This window comes from Promicromonospora aerolata, assembly GCF_042682255.1.
Taxonomy (GTDB): Bacteria; Actinomycetota; Actinomycetes; order Actinomycetales; family Cellulomonadaceae; genus Promicromonospora; species Promicromonospora aerolata.
On sequence record NZ_JBHUHF010000001.1, the window covers coordinates 1,160,257 to 1,178,989 of the forward strand.

Annotated in this window: 15 protein-coding genes; 12 read left to right on the plus strand and 3 right to left on the minus strand. The window is 73.3% G+C overall.

Annotated elements, in window-relative coordinates:
- Positions 1-157: 157 nt before the first annotated feature.
- The 10 genes from ACFSL2_RS05255 (at position 158) to ACFSL2_RS05300 (ending at position 14,416) form a co-directional block, all read left to right on the plus strand.
- Entirely contained in the window at positions 158-2,191 is a 2,034-nt protein-coding gene (locus ACFSL2_RS05255) for a glycoside hydrolase family 127 protein (protein WP_377196834.1), read from the plus strand.
- Positions 2,192-2,278: 87 nt separating this feature from the next.
- Positions 2,279-3,994: an ABC transporter substrate-binding protein gene (locus ACFSL2_RS05260; RefSeq protein ID WP_377196835.1), complete on the plus strand. Its 1,716-nt coding sequence runs from the start codon at positions 2,279-2,281 to the stop codon at positions 3,992-3,994.
- A gap of 3 nt (positions 3,995-3,997) precedes the next feature.
- Positions 3,998-4,987: an ABC transporter permease gene (locus ACFSL2_RS05265; protein WP_377196836.1), complete on the plus strand. Its 990-nt coding sequence runs from the start codon at positions 3,998-4,000 to the stop codon at positions 4,985-4,987.
- On the plus strand, positions 4,987-5,982 hold the full coding sequence (locus tag ACFSL2_RS05270) for an ABC transporter permease (RefSeq protein ID WP_357468664.1): 996 nt from the start codon (positions 4,987-4,989) through the stop codon (positions 5,980-5,982). The genes ACFSL2_RS05265 and ACFSL2_RS05270 overlap by 1 nt, the downstream gene beginning before the upstream one ends.
- Positions 5,979-6,893 (plus strand): ABC transporter ATP-binding protein, encoded by a 915-nt coding sequence (locus tag ACFSL2_RS05275; RefSeq protein WP_377196837.1) that lies wholly within the window; start codon positions 5,979-5,981, stop codon positions 6,891-6,893. Before ACFSL2_RS05270 ends, ACFSL2_RS05275 begins: the two co-directional genes overlap by 4 nt.
- Positions 6,890-7,741: an ATP-binding cassette domain-containing protein gene (locus ACFSL2_RS05280; RefSeq protein ID WP_377196838.1), complete on the plus strand. Its 852-nt coding sequence runs from the start codon at positions 6,890-6,892 to the stop codon at positions 7,739-7,741. Before ACFSL2_RS05275 ends, ACFSL2_RS05280 begins: the two co-directional genes overlap by 4 nt.
- On the plus strand, positions 7,738-9,030 hold the full coding sequence (locus tag ACFSL2_RS05285) for an alpha/beta fold hydrolase (protein ID WP_377196839.1): 1,293 nt from the start codon (positions 7,738-7,740) through the stop codon (positions 9,028-9,030). Before ACFSL2_RS05280 ends, ACFSL2_RS05285 begins: the two co-directional genes overlap by 4 nt.
- Positions 9,027-10,469, plus strand: a complete 1,443-nt coding sequence (locus ACFSL2_RS05290) for an aminopeptidase P family protein (RefSeq protein ID WP_377196840.1) — start codon at positions 9,027-9,029, stop codon at positions 10,467-10,469. The genes ACFSL2_RS05285 and ACFSL2_RS05290 overlap by 4 nt, the downstream gene beginning before the upstream one ends.
- Complete coding sequence (locus ACFSL2_RS05295) at positions 10,462-13,134, plus strand: beta-L-arabinofuranosidase domain-containing protein (protein ID WP_377196841.1); 2,673 nt, start codon at positions 10,462-10,464, stop codon at positions 13,132-13,134. The genes ACFSL2_RS05290 and ACFSL2_RS05295 overlap by 8 nt, the downstream gene beginning before the upstream one ends.
- A 52-nt stretch (positions 13,135-13,186) precedes the next feature.
- Positions 13,187-14,416, plus strand: a complete 1,230-nt coding sequence (locus tag ACFSL2_RS05300; RefSeq protein ID WP_377196842.1) for a M6 family metalloprotease domain-containing protein — start codon at positions 13,187-13,189, stop codon at positions 14,414-14,416.
- Between the two features lie 6 nt (positions 14,417-14,422).
- On the opposite strand, the gene ACFSL2_RS05305 is transcribed toward ACFSL2_RS05300, so the two are convergent.
- From ACFSL2_RS05305 to ACFSL2_RS05315, 3 genes are read right to left on the minus strand one after another with little or no spacing between them, the layout of a single operon-like run.
- Complete coding sequence (locus ACFSL2_RS05305) at positions 14,423-14,815, minus strand: glycosyltransferase (RefSeq protein ID WP_377196843.1); 393 nt, start codon at positions 14,813-14,815, stop codon at positions 14,423-14,425.
- Entirely contained in the window at positions 14,790-15,695 is a 906-nt protein-coding gene (locus ACFSL2_RS05310; protein WP_377196844.1) for a glycosyltransferase, read from the minus strand. The genes ACFSL2_RS05305 and ACFSL2_RS05310 overlap by 26 nt, the downstream gene beginning before the upstream one ends.
- Positions 15,692-16,345 carry a TetR/AcrR family transcriptional regulator gene (locus ACFSL2_RS05315; RefSeq protein WP_377196845.1) on the minus strand — a complete coding sequence of 218 codons (654 nt, stop codon included), beginning with the start codon at positions 16,343-16,345 and terminating at the stop codon, positions 15,692-15,694. Before ACFSL2_RS05315 ends, ACFSL2_RS05310 begins: the two co-directional genes overlap by 4 nt.
- A gap of 85 nt (positions 16,346-16,430) precedes the next feature.
- Between ACFSL2_RS05315 and ACFSL2_RS05320 the strand changes: the two genes are divergently transcribed.
- A complete protein-coding gene (locus ACFSL2_RS05320) occupies positions 16,431-17,111 on the plus strand; it encodes a TetR/AcrR family transcriptional regulator (RefSeq protein ID WP_377196846.1) in 681 nt (226 codons plus the stop codon).
- Positions 17,108-18,700, plus strand: coding sequence for a hypothetical protein (locus ACFSL2_RS05325; RefSeq protein ID WP_377196847.1), 1,593 nt, complete (start codon positions 17,108-17,110; stop codon positions 18,698-18,700). The genes ACFSL2_RS05320 and ACFSL2_RS05325 overlap by 4 nt, the downstream gene beginning before the upstream one ends.
- Positions 18,701-18,733 lie beyond the last annotated feature (33 nt).

Genomic DNA, 18,733 nt, shown 5'->3' on the forward strand with positions numbered 1-18,733 from the left:
TACCCGAGCCGCGCCGACCGGGGGCGTTGCGCCAGCCAAGAAGCGGCTGGATCCGCCGAAACGCGACGTTTACATTCACCCCATCGACACCACTGTCGTCGATCAGTAAAATATCACGCATCACATATCGTGGGCCGACACTTCGAAGGCGAGGACGATGCCGAGCGACACGACGACCGGGGCGCACCGACGCGCAGCCCGGCTGGGCACGACACCTGCCACCACCCCTGCCGCGACCACTGCGCCGGCCCGCCCCGCGGGGCGCCCGCTGGGCGCCGAGCACGTGGCACTCACCGACGACCTGCTGGGCCGGTGGCAGCGCCGCAACGGCGAGCGGACGCTGCCGCACGTCATCGCTCAGGTACGCACGTCGGGCGTGCTGGACAACTTCCGCCGCGTGGCGCACGCGACCGGCAAGCCGTTCCGCGGCCGCTACCCGTTCGCCGACACCGATGTCTACAAGACCCTGGAGGCGGCCGCCTACGAGCTGGCCCGCGCCGAGGCCGCCGGCGGCAGCGTCACCAGCAACAGCGCCGCCGGCAGCAACACCACCGGCAACAGCACTGCCGCCGTCCGCGCCTTCTACGAGGAGGCGCTGGCCCTCGTCACGGCCGCGCAGGCCGACGACGGCTACCTGTCCTCGTTCCACCAGGGCGCCGACGCGACCGTCCCGCCGTGGTCGGACCTGGCGGGCGGGCACGAGCTCTACAACCTGGGCCACCTGGTCCAGGGAGCGCTCGCCGGGGTGCGCCGGCTCGGCGACCACCGGCTCCTCACGGTCGCGCGGCGGTTCGCGGAGCTCGTGGTGGACCGGTTCGGCCCGGGCGGGCGCGCGGAGTACTGCGGCCACCCGCAGGTCGAGGTGGCGCTCGTCGAGCTCTACCGGGAGACGGGGCACGAGCCCTACCTGCGCCAGGCCGAGGTGTTCGTCGAGCGGCGGGGCTCGGGCCTCTTCGCCACCGCGCCGTCCGGCCCCGCGTACTACGCGGACCACGCACCGCTGCGCGACCTCGATACGGTCTCGGGCCACGCCGTCCGCATGGTCTACCTCGCCGCGGGCGCCACCGACGTCGCCATCGAACGGCGCGACCGCGCCCGGATCGAGCACCTGCTGCGGCTCTGGGACGACATGGTCCGCACCAAGTCGTACGTGACGGGCGGGATCGGCTCCCGGCACTCCGACGAGGCCTTCGGCGACCGGTACGAGCTGCCGTCCGACCGTGCCTACGCCGAGACGTGCGCCGCGGTCGGCACCATGCAGTGGGGCTGGCGCCTGTTCCTCGCCACCGGCAGCGCCGCGGTGCTGGACCACGTGGAGCGGGTCCTCTACAACGGGTTCGCCGCCGGTGTGTCCCGCGACGGCACCCGGTTCTTCTACGACAACCCGCTCCAGCGCCGACCCGACCACCTCGACGGGCGGCCGGCGGACCCGGCAGAGCCCCTGCGCCGCCCGTGGTTCGGCTGTGCGTGCTGCCCGCCGAACGTGGCGCGCTGGATCAGCGGGCTCCAGGACCACGTGGCGCTCGAGACCCCCGACGGCCTGACGGTCGCCCTGCTCACCGCCTGCCGGGTGCGCTCGGCGGCGCTCTCCGTCGAGGTGGTCACCGACTATCCCTGGGACGGCCGCGTCACCGTCCGCGTGCTCGACGCCCGCGACGCGCCGGCGACGCTGACGGTCCGCGTCCCCGGCTGGGCGACGACGCCGCGGGCCACGGTCGACGGCACGAGCGTCAGCATGGACGCGCCCGACGGCTGGCTACGGCTGACCCGCGCCTGGCGGCGGGGCCAGGAGGTGGTGCTCGACCTGCCGATGCCGGCGCGGCTCGTCACGGCCCACCCGGCCGTCGACGCCACCCGGGGCGCCGTCGCCGCGGTGCGCGGACCGGTCGTGCACTGCCTTGAGCAGGCCGACTCCCCCGTCCCCCTCGACGAGGTCGTCGTGCACGACGTCGGTGCGGCGCCGCCGTCCGACGGCGCCGCACGCGACCCGGTCCTGGCCCACGCCCTGACCGCGCACGTGAGCCGGCGGCCCGCGCCGTCCGACGACCCGTACCCGGCCGCGGACCGGACAGACCCGGACCGGACAGACCCACCGACCCCGTCGACGACGACGCCGGTCGCGCTGGTGCCCTACCACCTCTGGGCGAACCGCGAACCCGGGGCGATGCGCGTCTGGCTCCCGCACACCTGACCGGAGCCGAACCGCCGGGGGCGCCAGTCCCCCACGTCCTACCCGTACGACCCTGACGCATCGCGTCACCGACCGAGAGGCCACATCGTGAAGCTCCATCGGATAACGACAGCGTTCCTCGCTGCCGCCACGACACTCGCACTCGCCGCCTGCGGCGGTGGCGGCACCCCGGACGACTCCGCGGCAGGCGGGGGCGGCGGGTTCTCCGCCGAACCTGCCGAGGGTGGCACCGTCCACGTGCTGCAGAACGCCGACTTCTCCTACCTGGACCCGGCGCGCGGCTTCGACGGCGGGGTGAACAACTTCTACCGGCTCGTCTACCGCCAGCTCACCACGTCGGCGCCCGGCTCGGCCGAGGACCCGAACGAGATCGTCCCGGACCTGGCCGCCGACCTGGGTGAGGTGTCCGACGACGGGCTGACCTGGACCTACCGGCTCAAGGACGGCCTGAAGTTCGACACGGGCGACCCCATCACGTCCGCCGAGGTCAAGTTCGGCATCTCGCGGGCCTGGGACCCGGAGGTCGGCATCGGGTCGCCGTACCTCAAGCAGGTCATCGACGCGCCGGAGGACTACGCGGGCCCGTACCGCTCGGGCGACCTACCGACCATCGAGACGCCGGACGACTCGACGATCGTCTTCCACCTCAAGGAGCCGTTCCCCGAGTTCGACGCCGTGCTCGCCCAGGTGAACGCCACCCCGTTCCCGGAAGGGACGGGTCAGGGCGACGAGTTCATCCACGAGATCATCGCGTCGGGGCCGTACCAGCTGGCCGAGTACGTGCCCGGCAGCACCATCAAGCTCGAGCGCAACGAGCACTGGGACCCGGCCACGGACGAGGTGCGCGCCGCGAAGCCGGATGCCTGGGAGTTCACCATCGGCCTCGACCCGGCCACCATCGACGAGCGGCTCATCGCCGGGCAGGGTGCGGACGTCAACGCGATCGCCGGCACCGTCCAGCCGGCCACGCTCCCCCGCCTGCAGACGCCGCAGCTCCAGGAGCGCGTCCTCGAGCTCCCCGGCATCTGCACCACCTACATGGGGCTGAACACCACCAAGAAGCACATGGACGACGTCCGCGTGCGGCAGGCGATCAGCTACGCGATCGACCGCACCGCCATCGTCAACGCGAGCGGCGGCAACCAGCTGGGCGCTCCGTCCACGACGATCCTTCCGCCCAGCGTCGCCGGCCACCAGGACTTCGACCTGTACCCGTCGGCGGACGGCACGGGCGACGTCGAGGCGGCACAGGAGCTGCTGGACGAGGCGGGCCTGTCGGACGGCTTCACCATGACGCTCGACATCCGCTCGCAGGAGTCCATGCAGGCCCAGGGCGAGGCGGTCCAGCAGGCCCTCAAGCGGGTCGGCATCACCGTCGAGCTCAACCTGATCGACACCGCCACCTACTACGAGACCATCGGCACCCCGTCGCAGCAGAACGACGCCGCCATCACCGGCTGGTGCCCGGACTGGGCCTCGTCGGCGGCCACCTTCATCCCGCCGCTGTTCGACGGCCGCAACATCTACGAGAAGGGCAACTCCAACCTCGCCCAGCTCGACGACCCGGACATCAACGCCCGGATCGACGAGATCAAGGCGATGACGGACATCGACGCCGCGAACGTGCAGTGGGGCGAGCTGGACGAGCAGATCCTGGAGCTGGCCCCGGTCGTGCCGCTGATGGTGGCCAAGACCGTCTCGCTCCCCGGCGAGAACGTCACCGGCCTGCACTCCTCGGCGAACGCGGCGACCGGCGGCATCGACTACGTCGGCGTCGGTCTCAAGGACCCCGAGAAGGGCTGATCCATGACGTCCTCCCCGACTGACCTCACGGCGACCCAGACCGTGGCGGCCGGGACCGGCGACACCGCGGAGGCGCCGGTGGCCCAGGCCGCCGGCGCCCTCCGGGCCGGTGCCGGCGGGACCTGGCAGGCGCTGCGCCGCGACGCCGGCGCGATGCTCGGCCTCGGCTACATCGTCCTCATCTCGCTCGTCGCGGTCCTCGCTCCGGTGCTTACCGCGATCAGCGGCTGGAACCCGTACGAGTTCGACCAGTCCGCCATCGACCCGAACCTCGGCGGCATGCCGATCGGCCCGTGGGGCGGGATGGGTGCGGAGCACTGGCTCGGCGTCGAGCCGGGCAGCGGGCGCGACATCTTCGCCCGCATCGTCTACGGCGCACGGGTGTCCATGAGCATCGCGCTGTCGGCCACGCTGCTCACCACGGTGCTCGGGGTGTCGCTCGGGCTCGTGGCGGGCTACTTCGGCGGCCGGGTGGACCTCGTCGTCTCCCGCGTCATGGACTTCCTCATGGCCTTCCCGGCCCTGATCTTCATGATCGCCGTGCTGTCCGCCCTGCCGGCGAGCAACCGGTCCGCACTGCTCGTCGTCGTGATCTCGGTCTTCGGCTGGCCCTACCTGGCACGCATCGTCCGGGGCCAGACCATGTCGCTGGCGCAGCGTGAGTTCGTCGAGGCGGCCCGGGCGGCGGGAGCGAGCGGCACGCGCATCGTGTTCCGCGAGATCCTGCCCAACCTGCGCTCGACCATCATCGTGATGGCGACGCTCGCCGTGCCCGGGTACATCGGCACGGAGGCCGGCCTGTCGTTCCTCGGGGTCGGCGTCGTCCCGCCCGCACCGAGCTGGGGGCAGATGATCGCCGCCTCCGTGAAGTGGTACGCCGTCGACCCCGCGTACTTCCTGGTGCCCGGCACGTTCCTGTTCCTCCTCGTGCTCTCGTTCACCGTGCTCGGTGACCGCCTGCGCGCCGTCGTCGACGCCCAGGAAGGTCGCTGATGCCCCGGTTCCTCCTCACCCGCATCTCGTCCGGACTCGTGGTCCTGCTGCTGGTGTGCCTCTTCACGTTCGTGGTGTTCTTCGCGCTCTCGCCGGACCCGGCGGTACAGATCTGCGGCAAGAACTGCACGCCGGAGCTCATCGACCAGATCCGCGGGAACCTCGGGCTGGACCAGCCGTTCTGGACCCAGTTCTTCCTCTTCGTCGCCGGGATCTTCGCGGGCCGCACCTACGGCGACGGCGCCGCGGCCGTCGAGTGCGCGGCCCCGTGCCTGGGCTACTCGTTCCAGTCCAGCCAGGCCGTGTGGGACATGATCGTCCAGCGCCTGCCGGTCTCGGCGACCATCGCCGTGGGCGCCGCCGTGCTGTGGTTGCTCGCCGGTCTCGTCGGCGGCCTGCTCAGCGCCGTCAAGGAGGACACGTTCCTGGACCGGTTCACCACCGGCCTGACGCTGACCGGCATGTCGATCCCGAACTACGTGCTCGCCCTCGTGCTGCAGTACGTGCTCGTGGTCCGGCTCCAGTGGCTCCCCTTCCCCCAGGCGGTCCGGTTCGCGGACGATCCCGTGCAGTGGTTCGGCAACTTCGTGATGCCCTGGATCGTGCTCGCCGTCGGGTACGCGGCCGCCTACACCCGGCTCACCCGCGCCAACGTGCTGGACGTGCTGCGCGAGAACTACGTGCGCACCGCGTACGCCAAGGGCCTGCCCCAGGCGCTGGTCTGGCGGCGCCACGCCCTGCGGCCGGCGCTGACCCCCGTCGTGACCATCTTCGGCATGGACTTCGCGGGCCTGCTCGGCGGCGCGCTCATCACCGAGACCGTCTTCGGCATCAACGGCGTGGGCAAGATGGCCGCCGACTCGATCGCCCGCAACGACCAGCCGGTGATCATGGGCGTCACGCTCCTGGCCGGGTTCCTCGTCGTCGTCGGCAACATCGTGGTCGACGTCGTCTACACCGCCATCGACCCGAGAGTGCGGGTGAACGCACGATGACCACCAGCAGCACCACGACCGGCAGCACCACGACCGGCACCGAAGCACTCCTGCAGGTGCGGGACCTCACGGTCACCTTCCCCACGCCCCGCGGCCCGCTCGACGCCGTGAGGTCCCTCGACCTCGACCTCGAGCCGGGCGGGGCGCTCGGCATCGTCGGCGAGTCGGGCTCCGGCAAGTCCATGACGAGCCTCGCGATCATGGGCCTGCAGCCCCGGGCCGCCCGCCGCACCGGGAGCGTCCGCCTGTGCGGCCGCGAGCTGGTCGGGATGTCCGAGGGGGACCTGCGCCGGGTGCGCGGCGACCGCATAGCGATGGTCTTCCAGGACCCCCTGTCCTCGCTGAACCCCTACTACACCGTGGGGCTCCAGATCGAGGAGGCGTACCGCGCCCACCGTCCCGGCGTCACCCGCCGGGCGGCACGGAAGGTGGCCGTCGCCGCCCTGGAACGCGTGCACATCCGGGACGCCGCGGTGCGCGTGGACCACTACCCGCACCAGTTCTCCGGCGGCATGCGCCAGCGCGTGATGATCGCGATGGCACTGAGCACCGAGCCCGAGCTGCTCATCGCCGACGAGCCGACCACCGCGCTCGACGTCACGGTGCAGGCCCAGATCCTCGACCTGCTGCAGGAGATCCGGCGGGAGACCGGCACCGGCCTCGTGCTGATCACCCACGACCTCGCGGTCGTCAGCGAGATCACCGACCACATCGTCGTCATGAAGGACGGCGTGTGCGTCGAACGGGGTGCCGTCGAGCAGATCTTCACCGAGCCGCAGCACCCCTACACCCGCGCGCTGCTCGACGCCGTGCCGCGCATCGACGACGAGATCGGCGCCCTGCGCGCGGTGGCACCGGGCTCCGCGGCCGCACGGGAGAACGCCGCACGAGAGAACGGAGACCTCGCATGAGCGAACCGCTCCTGAGAGCCACGAACCTGGTCAAGGAGTTCCCGGTGATGGGCACCGGCGGGCTGCTGCGCCCGCCGACCCGGTTCCGGGCCGTCGACGACGTGAGCTTCGAGATCCGCTCCGGCGAGACCCTCGCCCTGGTGGGCGAGTCCGGGTCGGGCAAGTCGACGACCGCACGGCTCGCCGCGCGCCTCCTGGACGTCACCTCCGGCACCGTCGAGCTCGACGGCGAGGACGTCACCGGCCTCGGCAGGTCCGCGCTGAACCGGTTCCGCAGCGACGTGCAGGTCGTGTTCCAGGACCCGTTCTCGTCGCTCAACCCTCGGCACACCGTCGAGCGGATCGTGACGTCTCCCCTCGTCTACCAGCAGCGCACCGTGCCCGGCGGCGCCCGCGCATTCACCCGGGCGCTCATGGAACGGGTGGGGCTGGACCCCGACCACTCCCAGAAGTACCCGGCACAGTTCTCCGGCGGTCAGGCGCAGCGCATCGGGATCGCCCGGGCGCTCGCCGTCGGCCCCCGCGTCGTCGTGTGCGACGAGGCGGTCTCGGCGCTCGACGTGTCCGTCCAGGCCCAGGTGATCAACCTGCTGCGTGACCTGCAGCGCGAGGAGGACCTCACCTACCTCTTCATCGCGCACGACCTGGCCGTGGTGCGGCAGATCGCCACCCGGGTCGCCGTGATGACGCAGGGGCGGATCGTCGAGGAGGGTGAGCGCGACGCCGTGTTCGGTGCGCCGCGCCACGAGTACACCCGCAAGCTGCTCGACGCCGTCCCGCGCATCCGTCCCGAGTGGGAGAGACGGCGGCGGGCGAACGCCGGCCGGCCCACCGGTGCGCCCGCATGAGCGCCGGCTGGACGTCCTACCTGCTGCCCGGCATCGGGGTCCGCGAGCGCCGCCTCGCGGTCCCCTTGGACCGTTCGGGCCGTCTGGCGGGCGACGTGGAGCTGCTGGTCCGGGAGCTGGTCGACCCGACGCGCGGCGAGGAGGACCTGCCGCTGCTGGTGTACCTGCAGGGTGGCCCGGGTGGCGCGAACCCGCGTCCGCTGCGGCGGGACGGGTGGCTCGACGTGGCGCTGCGCGACTATCGCGTGGTGCTGGTGGACCAGCGCGGGACGGGCGGCAGCACCCCGCTGGACGGTGCGGTGCTGGCCGGGCTGGACGCGCGTGCGGGCGCCGACCTGCTGGCGTGCTTCCGCGCGGACGCGATCGTCGCGGACCTGGAGGAGGTCCGGGCGCGCGTGTACGGCGGCCGTCCGTGGGCGACGATCGCGCAGAGCTTCGGCGGCTGGATCACGCTCACCTATCTGTCGGTCGCGCCGGAGGCGCTGCGTGCCTGCTACGTCGCGGGCGGGATACCGGGTACGCCGCCGGACGCCACCGAGGTGTACCGCAGGACGTTCGGCCGGGTGGCCGGCCGGACCGGTGAGTACTACGCGCGCTACCCGGCCGACGTCGGCGCGGTGGCGGCCATAGCGGACCGGCTCGCCGTGGGCGACGTCCGGCTGCCGGACGGTGACGTGCTGACGGTGCACCGGTTCCAGTCGATGGGCATCGACCTGGGCATGCAGCCGGGGACGGAGCGGATGCACTGGTTCGTCGAGAAGGCGTTCGCGCGGCCCGGCCGGCTGTCGGCGGGGTTCCTGCAGGAGGCGATGGTGCGGACGTCGCAGGCGGACGGCCCGCTGTTCTGGACGCTGCAGGAGTCGATCTACGGGCACGGGAGCAACGGCCCGACGGGCTGGGCGGCGCAGGCCGAACGGGACCGGCGGCCGGAGTTCGGCCCGGACCGCCGTCCGCTGCAGTTCACGGGCGAGATGGCCTTCCCGTGGATGTTCGACGAGATCCGGCTGCTGCGACCGTTCGCACCCGCCGTGCACGAGCTGGCGGCGCGCACGGAGTGGCCGCCGCTGTACGACCTGGACCGCCTGGCCACGAACGACGTTCCGGTCGCCGCGGTGGTCTATCACGACGACATGTTCGTCGACTCGGGCCTGCAGCTCGACACGCTCTCGCGGGTCGGGTCGTCCCAGGCGTGGGTGACCAACGAGTACGAGCACGACGGTATCGGCGACCCGCGGGTGTTCACCCGGCTGCGGGAGCTGGTCCGCGACCGAGGAGGAGAGATCCGATGAGCCACCACACCACCCCTGACCGACCGCCCTACGCAGGCACCCGGGCACCCCGGCTGGTCGAGAGCGCGGCGTTCAACGCCCACATGGCGCGCGGTTGGGGCGCCCCGGACGTCGTCGTGCCGATGACGCCCGGGGCGCCCGACGCCGCCGCCGAGCACCGCCGCCGGCTGTCCGAGCGGATCGGCGCGAGCGACATCGTGGTGGGTGCTGGGCGCGCGAGCCTGCGCAACGGCGACGTGCAGTACGGGTTCCGCGCCGACAGCGACTTCGTCTGGCTCACGGGCGCGCAGGCCGAGGACGGCGTGCTCGTGCTCCGGGCGAGCGGCGGCGGGCACGACGCGACGCTCTACCTGCCGCCGCCGGCCAAGCCCGGGGACAGCGCGTTCTTCGGCAACGCCGCCTACGGCGAGCTCTGGGTCGGCTCCTCGCCCGACCTGTCCGACTGGGCGGAGGCGTTCGGCATCGCCGTCGAGCCGCTGTCCGCGCTCGACGCGGTGCTCGGGACGATGGACGGGGCACTCGCGTCGCCGTCGGTCGACGACGCCCTGGTGCGCCGGTTCGGCCTCAAGCCGTCCGAGGACCTGGCCCGCGCCCTCTCCGACCTGCGGATGATCAAGGACGACTGGGAGATCGCGCAGCTGCGCGAGGCGGTCGACCACACGGTCACCGGCTTCGAGGCCGTCGTCGCGGAGCTGCCGCGCGCGATCGGCGGGCTGGGCGAGCGCTGGCTGCAGGGGACGTTCGACCGGCATGCCCGCACGTTCGGCAACGGGCCGGGGTACACGACCATCGTCGGCTCGGGGCCGCACGCACCGACCCTGCACTGGGTGCGGTGCGACGGGCCGGTGCTGCCCGACATGCCGCTGCTGCTCGACATGGGGGTCGAGGCGAACTCCTTGTACACGGCGGACGTGACGCGGACGATCCCGCCGTCGGGCAGCTTCAGCCCGGTGCAGCGCGAGGTGCACGACCTGGTCGAGAAGGCACACCGCGCGGGGATGGCACAGATCCGCCCGGGGGTCGAGTACCTCGACTTCCACTTCGCGTCGATGGAGGTGATCGCCCAGGGGCTGCACGACTGGGACCTCCTGGACGTCTCCGTCGACGAGGCCCTGTCCCCCGGCGGGCAGCAGCACCGCCGCTGGCTCGTCTGCGGCATCGGCCACCACCTCGGGCTCGACGTGCACGACTGTGCCCACTCCGACTACCCGGCCTACCAGGCGGCGCCGCTCGCGCCGGGCGTGGTCATGACCGTCGAGCCCGGCCTCTACTTCCACGCGCACGACGAGACCGTGCCGCCCGAGCTGCGTGGCATCGGCGTCCGCCTGGAGGACGACCTGCTGGTCACGGCCGACGGCGCCGAGGTGCTGTCCGACGCCCTGCCGATCGACGCCGCGGGCATCGAGCGCTGGACCACCGAGCGGATCCCGCATGCCTGAGCCGACCAGCGTCGCCGAGCCGTTCCCGCTCGGCGCCGTCGCGCTGCACGACGGCATCTTCACGCGGGCCCGGGATCAGATGCTGCACCTGGCGCGCAGCTATCCGGTCGACCGGATGCTCGCCGTCTTCCGGGCGAACGCCGGCCTGGACACGCGCGGGGCGACGCCGCCCGGCGGCTGGGAGCACTTCGGCCACCCCGACGAGGAGGCGTGGGGCCCCGACGAATACCCCGGGCGGGAGGCGGCGCCCACGGCGAACCTCCTGCGCGGACACTACGCGGGGCACTTCCTGTCCATGCTGGCGCTCGCCCACGAGGGTGCCCAGGAACCGGCCCTGCGGACCGAGCTGAGGGCCAAGGTCGACGACATGGTCGAGGGCCTGCGGGAGGTCCAGGAGGCGCTCGCGGCGTCGGGCCGCTACAGCCATCCGGGGTTCCTCGCGGCATACGGCGAGTGGCAGTTCTCCCGGCTGGAGGGCCTGGCCCCGTACGGCGAGATCTGGGCGCCCTACTACACGTGCCACAAGATCATGGCCGGGCTGCTCGACGCGTACCGGCACGCGGGGTCGCGGACGGCGCTGGACCTCGCCGCCGGGATGGGGCGGTGGGTGCACGGGCGGCTGTCCGTCCTGCCCGCGGACCAGCGCCGGGACATGTGGTCCCTCTACATCGCGGGCGAGACCGGGGGCATGAACGAGGTCCTGTGCGACCTCGCCGTGCTGACGGGCGACAAGACCTTCGTCGAGACCGCGCGGCTCTTCGACCTGGACTCGCTGCTGGAGGCGGCGGCGTCGGGCCGCGACGTGCTGGACGGCATGCACGCCAACCAGCACGCCGCCACGCTGCTGGGCTACCTCGCCCTGCACGACCTGACGGGCGAGGCCCGCTACCTGGACGCCGTCGTCAACCTCTGGGACATGCTCGTCCCGGGTCGCACGTTCGCGCACGGGGGCTCCGGCGAGAACGAGCTGTGGGGCCCGGCGGGCGCCGTCGCGGGCGACATCGGCAACCGGAACGCCGAGACCTGCGTGGCCTACAACCTGCTCAAGCTCGCCCGTGCCCTGTTCGGGCGCACCGGCGACCCGCGGTACGCCGAGTACTACGAGCGGGCGGTCACCAACCAGGTCCTCGGCTCGCGGCACGACGTCGGCTCGGACGACTCGCCGGAGGTCACGTACATGTTCCCGGTCCACCCGGGAGCGCTGCGCGAGTACGACAACGTCGGCACCTGCTGCGGCGGCACGGGCCTGGAGAACCACGTCAAGTACCAGGACTCCGTCTACTTCCGGTCGGTCGACGGCGCGGACCGCACGGTCTGGGTCAACCTCTACATGGCCTCGACGCTGCACTGGGCCGAGCAGGACGTACGCCTCGTCCAGGAGACCGCCTACCCGCTGGAGGGCAGCAGCCGGATCCGCGTGGACGCCACCGGCGACCTCGACCTGCGGCTGCGGGTCCCGGGCTGGGTCACGAGCGCCGTCACCGTGACCGTCGACGGCGAGCCGCAGCCCGTGGACGCCGTCCCCGGACGGTACGTCTCGCTGCGGCGGGACTGGCGACCGGGCACGATGGTCGAGATCGTCATGCCGCTGACCCTGCGCGAGGTCCCGGCGCCCGACGACTCCGCCCTGGTGACGCTGGAGCTCGGGCCGACGGTCCTGCTGGCCCGGAGCGCCGCCACCACCTGGCTCCCGGTCGCCGCCGCGACCTGGCGGCGCCTCGACGGGACGCTCGACGTCCCGCTCACGCCGGGCGACGACGGGACGTGGCGGCTCGGTGACCTCGTGCTGGAGCCCGCATGGTCCGGGTCGGACGCGCGGTACCACATGTACCTGCGCCGGTCCGACGCCCGCATCGCGTTCGCGGGGCCGGCCGACTCGGGCGTGCCGAACGTGGCCCGCCGGGACGGCAGCACGTTCCTCGACGTCCTCTGGTCGGACGGCGGCTTCCCCTCCCGTGCCGGGTTCCTCCGGGCGGTGCTGGCGACCGCGCACGAGTTCGTCGGGCTGGGGCTGCTCAGCGCGGCGGAGGCCGCCGACGTCCTGCGGGCCGCAGCACGCTCCGGCGTCGGCAGGCACGGCGTCGGTGAGCCCGGCGTGGGCGGCGCCGAGGAGGCCGCGCTCCTGGCCGAGGCGCCCACCGCGGCACGGGACGGCTCCGCGCCCCGCGTCGAGGTGGTCCCCGCCACCGCGCCCAGCGTCACCGGCTGGTACCACCGGCCGGCCGAGCTCACCGTCACGGCACGGGCCGACGCCGGTGAGCCCACCGTGGCGGTCCGGGTCGGCGACGGGCCCTGGGTCGCGGCGGGGCCCGAGCCGCTCCGTCTCGGCGACGGCGTGCACACGGTGACCGCGCGCGCCGTCGACCCCGAGGGGCGCGAGCGGCACGTCGTCAGCGAGATCAGCGTCGACACCACACCACCCGTGACCACCGCCACCGCCCGGCACCTGGGCCCGCGCGGCGTCGAGATCAGCCTCGCCGCCACGGACGACGTCTCCGGCGTGGACAGCATCCGGTGGAAGGGACCGGACACGTTCTGGGCGACCTTCCGTGAACCCTTCACGCGCGCCCTGGGCGACGAGCCCCAGGTCATCAAGTTCACCGCCACGGACCGGGCAGGGAACGAGGAGCCCGTACGGATCCTCGAGCTGCCGCCCGCCGACTGACCGCACGAGCACGACAGCCGCACGAGCACGACAACGAAGGAGTGGGGAACTCATGCACCAGCACGTCCAGCGCCGACCTCGCCGTACCGTCCGCCGTACCGCCCTGCGCACGGTGGCCACCGGTCTCGCCGTGGGCCTCCTCGGCACCACCGCGACCGCCCTCCCCGCGACGGCACGGCCCCCGTCGGTGACGGCTCCCGCCTCGGCGGCGGACTGCCGGCTGCCCGCCGCCGTCGACGGGCTCGGGTCCGGCTTCCCGGTCGACGAGCAGGGCCTGCCCGCCGTGGGCACGCTGAAGGCTGCCCAGCTCTTCGTCGACTTCGAGGACCACCCCGCGCCCGCCGGCTCGCTCGACGAGGCGGAGGCCAACCTCGCGTCGGGCGTCGAGTACCTGGAGCAGGTCTCGGGTGGCCGCCTCGACGTCGAGACGACGGCGTCGGACGGCTGGGTGCGGATGCCCGAGCCGTCCACCGCCTACCCGTTCGAGCGAGGCCTGACCTACGAGGACCACGTCCGGTACATCGGCGACGCGATCGCGGCGGCCGACGCCACCTTCGACTTCTCCGACGTGGACGTGGTCTGGGTGTCCGCCACGAAGCAGGCACAGAACATCACGTACTCGCCGACGACGAACTACCTGGACGTCACCGCCGACGGCAACCACCTCACGCACGCCGTCACGTTCGGGTACGACCAGTGGCGCTGGGGCGGGCTGGTCCTGGCCCACGAGACGGGGCACAGCCTCGGCCTGCCCGACCTGTACCTGTTCGAGGCGCCGCCGGAGGACCCGGGGAACTGGCACGCGGCGGTGGGCGGCTGGGACCTGATGGGCCTGATCTCGGGGCAGGGTCCGGAGTACCTGGGCTGGCACCGGTGGCAGCTCGGCTGGCTCGACGACGAGCAGGTGGTGTGCGCCGAACCGGGGCGGACGACCACCGCGCGGCTGAGCCCCGTCGCCGAGTCGGGCGAGCCGCGCCCGGGTCGCGACACGATGCTGGTGCACCCGGTCTCGGCGACCCGCGCCGTCGTCGTCGAGAACCGGCAGCCCCTCGGCTACGACCAGGGCATCGCCGCGCGCGGCGCCCTCGTCTACACGGTCGACGCCTCGGTGCCCTCCGGCCACGGCCCGGTCCGGGTGGTCGACTCGACCCCCGGTTCGTCGGACGGCCTGGACGACGCCCCGTTCGCGCCGGGCACGTCCTGGACGGAGCCGACGACGGGCGCCGAGCTCACGTTCCGGGAGGGACCGGCGGGCACGGTCGCCGTCGCCCTGAACCCCTGACCCGCCTCACAGCAGGCTGGGGGCGAGGTGGCGCTCGAGAGCGCCCACCGCGGCGGTGACACCGTCCTCGGCGCGCACGAGCGCGCCGAGGTCGGTGGCGCGGGCCGCCAGCGCCTCGTCGGAGACGGCTCGCCCGAGCGCCTGGGCCAGCCCCTCCGGCGAGAGCCGGGACTGCGGCTGCCCGGCCGGGGCGACGCCGACCTGCTCCATCCGGCGGGCCCAGAACAGCTGATCGCCCAGGAACGGGCAGATCATCTGGGGACGCCCCGAGACCAGCGCACCGGAGGTGGTGCCGGTCCCCCCGTGGTGGACGACCGCCGCCATCCGCGGGAAGAGCCAGTCGTGCGGCGCCTCGTCGAGCACCAGGATGTCGTCACCGAGCCCGGCCCCGGCTCCCACGGTGTCGATCCCGCCCCAGCCGGTGACCAGCACGGCCCGCACGCCCGCGCGGCGGACGGCCGCCGCGGGCGGGCTCCGTGCCGGACATGCTGCCGAAGCCGATGTAGACGGGCCGTTCCCCCGCGTCCAGGAAGGTGCTCAGCTCTTCCGGCGGGGTCCAGTCCGGCGTCTCGGGCACGAACCAGAACCCGGTGGTCCGCACCCAGTCGGGAAAGTCGAGCGGGCTGGGCAGCACGTGCGGGCTGAACGCCTGCAGGACGAGGGTGTGCTCGCCGTCTGGGCGTCGCGTGACGTCGTGCTGGTGCCGCCGGCGCGGCAGCCCGAGCGTCTCGGACCGCCACCGGTCGCCCATCCGGGAGAGCATCCGCAAGGCCGGGCCGGTCAGCGCATAGCTGAGCCGGTTGAGCCGTGGTGGGAGGCCGGCGGGGACCTGCGGGGCGGGAAAGCTGCTGGTCGGGACCCAGCCGGGCTGGAGACAGACGGGCACCGCTGGAACGCCGAGCCGCTCGGCGAGGTAGTGCATCGGCAGCCCGCTGTGGTGGACGACGACGTCGACGTCCGTGTCCGCGGCGGCGGTCGCGTCGACGAACGCCTTCTCCATCAGCGGTCTGCTCAGGCGCATCGCCCGAACCGCGGCCACCTTGCCGCGCACCCCGCGATAGTTGGTCTCGATCGCCGCGCTGATCGCCGGATCGTCCATCAGCGCCTTCGTACCGTCGTTGAGCGGCGCGAACGGCACCTCGTACCGCTCGACCAGCGCAGCCATCTCCTCCGGCGCGGCGAGCAGGACCTCGTGCCCCGCGCGGCGCAGCGCGTCCCCGAGCGCGACGAAGGGCTGGACATCGCCCCGGGTTCCGTGGGTGATGATGAGCGCCTTCATGGGTTCTCCCGTTCCTTGGCGGCCGTGTCCCACGCCGCGAGCGCACGCTCGTCGGCGAAGACCCCGTGCGTGAACATCTCCAGCGCGACCCGGGCGTGCTCGATGGTCGCGTCGGTCTCGTGCAGGTCCGCCACCCCGAGCACCCGCTCGAGGTGGTCGGAGAACGCGAGCGGCGCCAGCAGCCAGCTCACGTAGATCGCGCCTCGGGCGCGGGGGTCCGAGGTCGCCCGGACCCACCCCTCCCGCTCGCCGTCGGCGAGCCAGGCCGTGGTGACCTCGACGAGCTCGTCGAACAGCCGCGCCGCCTCGGGCGTGCCGTCGAGAAAGGCACGGGCGAGATAGCGGCGGACGGGGGTCGCGGCATCGAGCACCGCCGACAGCCCGGCACCGTCGCCGGCCATCACCCGGTCCGCCACGTCGTCGTGACGTCCGGCGTCGCCGGTCCCGCGCACGAGGGCGACCACGTAGGCGTCGCACTCGCGGCGGAGCGCCTCCTTGGAGCCGAAGTGGTGGACGACCAGCCCGGGAGAGACGTCGGCCCGGGCAGCGATGGCGCGGACGGTCACCCGGTTGACCCCGTCCCGCCCGAACAGGTCGAGCGCGGCGTCCCGGATCCGGGTACGGGCGGTCGGGCCTTCCGGTGCGCTCACCGATCCAGACTAAACAAATGTTTAGTCTCAACGTCGACGGGCAATACGCTTGTATGGTCGGCAATACGCTCGTATGGTTGGGCCCATGCCGACCCACCAGCACACCGACGGGGATCTCAACGCCCGCGCCCGGATCCGGGACGCCGCCCTGGAACAGTTCGCGCGGCACGGCGTGTCCGGCGCCACCATGCGCGGCATCGCACAGGCAGCGGGGGTCTCCGTGGGCCTGGTGCAGCACCACTTCGGCACGAAGGACGGGCTGCGCCTCGCGTGCGACGAGCTGATCGTCGAGGTGTTCCGCCGCAGGGTCCTGCACCTCGCGACGAAGGACCGGCTCGCCGACGCCGACGCACTGGGCGAGCTGTTCGACGAGTCGCCGCTCCTGCTGCGCTACCTCGCACGTGCCGCCCTGGACGGCTCGACGGCGGCCGACGACGTCTTCGACCAGCTCGCCGACGGCACCCAGGAGTTCCTCACGGGGACGTGGCCCGACCGCTTCCCTACGGGCAGCGACGCGGCCCGGGACGCCGCCACCGTGATGACCGCCATGCACTCGGGGATCGCGCTCCTGATCGGGCAGATCGCCCGGCGGTTCGGGCAGGAGCCCGAGGAGGCGATCGGGTCGGCCCGCGTCGCGCTGGGGATCATGAACCTCTATGCCGCCATGGGCGAGTTCGCCGGGTCCACGACCGGCAAGGACGTGCGGGACGCCGTCGAGGAGCGCGGCACCGGCCACCGGCACGGCGGGGCGCAGGCGACCCGATGACCATCGTCACCACCCCGAGCACCGCCCGCAGGCACGCCCTCGCGGGCACACGACCGCTCCTGGCGGCCGCGCTGCGCCGGGACCGGCTGCTCCTGCCCCTCTGGGGCCTGCTGATCGTCGTGGTGCTGGTCGGCGGCGGCACCTCCGCCGGCGCCACCTACCCGACCGAGCAGGCGGTCCAGGACCGGTACGCGCAGATCCAGGCCCTGCCCATGTTCGTCCTGTTCCAGGCCCAGGCGTTCGCCGCCACCCCGGAGGCGCTCGTCGCGCAGCAGGCGTTCGGCGGCACCACGATCTTCGCGGCCATCGGCGCCGTGCTGTTCGTCGTGCGGCACACCCGGTCCGAGGAACAGCGCGGGCGGCTGGAGCTGGTGCGGTCGTCCGCCGTCGGGCACGCCGCCCCGCTGGCCGCGGCGGTCCTCCTCGTCGGCCTGTCCGGCGTGCTGATCGGTCTGGTCTCCGCCGCGGGCCTCGCCGCCTCCGGGCTGCCCCCGACCGGGTCCCTGCTGCTCGGCCTGGTCGCCACCGGCGCCGTCTGGACCGCCGTCGCGGTCGCCGCCGTCCTGACCCAGGTCCTCGAGCACGCGCGGACCGCAGGCGCGGTCGCCGTGGTCATCGTCTACGGCCTGCACTTCGTGCGCGGCCTGGGCCACCTGACCGGCACGGCGTGGCTCACCTGGGTCTCCCCCAGCGGCTGGCTCGAGGGCACCCGCGCGTACGCGGGCGACCGGTGGTGGCCGCTCGGGCTGGTGCTCACCGCCGTCGCCGTCGCACTGGCGCTCGCGTTCGCCCTCTCGGCCCGCAGGGACGTCGGTGCCGGACTGCTCCCCGCGCGGAGCGGACGCGTGGCCGCCCCCGGGTATCTCCGTGGCGTCGTGGGCATGACCTGGCGGCAGAACCGGACGCCGTTCCTCGTCTGGTCGGCGGTGTTCGTCGTGCTCGGCCTCGCGTTCGGCGCCGGCGGCGCCGCGGCGGTGGCCGACTACGCCCGCACCCCCTGGGCGGCCGACTACGCCGCCGTCATGGGGCTCGACGACCCCGCCGCCGCGTTCTTCGTCTACGTCGAGTTCGTGCTCGTGTTCCCCGTCGCCGCCTACGCGATCCTCACCGTCCTGCGGGTACGGCACGACGAGACGTCCGGCATCGCCGAGCTGACGCTCGCCACCCCCGTCCCCCGTGCACGCTGGGCTGCCGCGTCCGTCGGTGCCGCCCTGGCCGGCTCCGCGGCGGTGCTTGCCACCCTGGGCCTCGCCCTTGCCGCGTCGGCGCCCGACGTCGACGGCGTGCTGCCGGTCGCGCTCCGCCTGATCCCGGCCGTGTGGGTGCTGATCGGCGTGGTCACGCTGGCGTTCGGGTTCACGCCGCGGGCCACCGTCCCGGTGGCCTGGGTGGCGCTCACCGTCGGCGTCCTCGGGGAGATCCTGGTCAAGACCGGCCTGCCCGACGTGCTCTACCTCGTCACCTCGCCGTTCGCGCACGTCAGCCCCTACTACACGACGCCGTGGTCGCCGTTCGTGCTGCTCGGCCTCGCCGCGGCGCTGATCACGGCCGGGCTCGCGGGGGTGCGACGGCGCGACCTGCCGCGCTGACGGGGCCGGACGCGCGGTGGACGTCGGTGGCCC

Excerpts from the sequence above, each read along its gene's own strand:
- ACFSL2_RS05295 (WP_377196841.1), top strand. The coding sequence starts at position 10,462 with ATGCCTGAGCCGACCAGCGTCGCCGAGCCGTTCCCGCTCGGCGCCGTC.
- ACFSL2_RS05290 (WP_377196840.1), top strand. The coding sequence starts at position 9,027 with ATGAGCCACCACACCACCCCTGACCGACCGCCCTACGCAGGCACCCGG.
- ACFSL2_RS05275 (WP_377196837.1), top strand. The coding sequence starts at position 5,979 with ATGACCACCAGCAGCACCACGACCGGCAGCACCACGACCGGCACCGAA.
- ACFSL2_RS05325 (WP_377196847.1), top strand. The coding sequence starts at position 17,108 with ATGACCATCGTCACCACCCCGAGCACCGCCCGCAGGCACGCCCTCGCG.
- ACFSL2_RS05285 (WP_377196839.1), top strand. The coding sequence starts at position 7,738 with ATGAGCGCCGGCTGGACGTCCTACCTGCTGCCCGGCATCGGGGTCCGC.
- ACFSL2_RS05320 (WP_377196846.1), top strand. The coding sequence starts at position 16,431 with ATGCCGACCCACCAGCACACCGACGGGGATCTCAACGCCCGCGCCCGG.
- ACFSL2_RS05265 (WP_377196836.1), top strand. The coding sequence starts at position 3,998 with ATGACGTCCTCCCCGACTGACCTCACGGCGACCCAGACCGTGGCGGCC.
- ACFSL2_RS05280 (WP_377196838.1), top strand. The coding sequence starts at position 6,890 with ATGAGCGAACCGCTCCTGAGAGCCACGAACCTGGTCAAGGAGTTCCCG.
- ACFSL2_RS05300 (WP_377196842.1), top strand. The coding sequence starts at position 13,187 with ATGCACCAGCACGTCCAGCGCCGACCTCGCCGTACCGTCCGCCGTACC.
- ACFSL2_RS05255 (WP_377196834.1), top strand. The coding sequence starts at position 158 with ATGCCGAGCGACACGACGACCGGGGCGCACCGACGCGCAGCCCGGCTG.
- ACFSL2_RS05270 (WP_357468664.1), top strand. The coding sequence starts at position 4,987 with ATGCCCCGGTTCCTCCTCACCCGCATCTCGTCCGGACTCGTGGTCCTG.
- ACFSL2_RS05310 (WP_377196844.1), bottom strand. The coding sequence starts at position 15,695 with ATGAAGGCGCTCATCATCACCCACGGAACCCGGGGCGATGTCCAGCCC.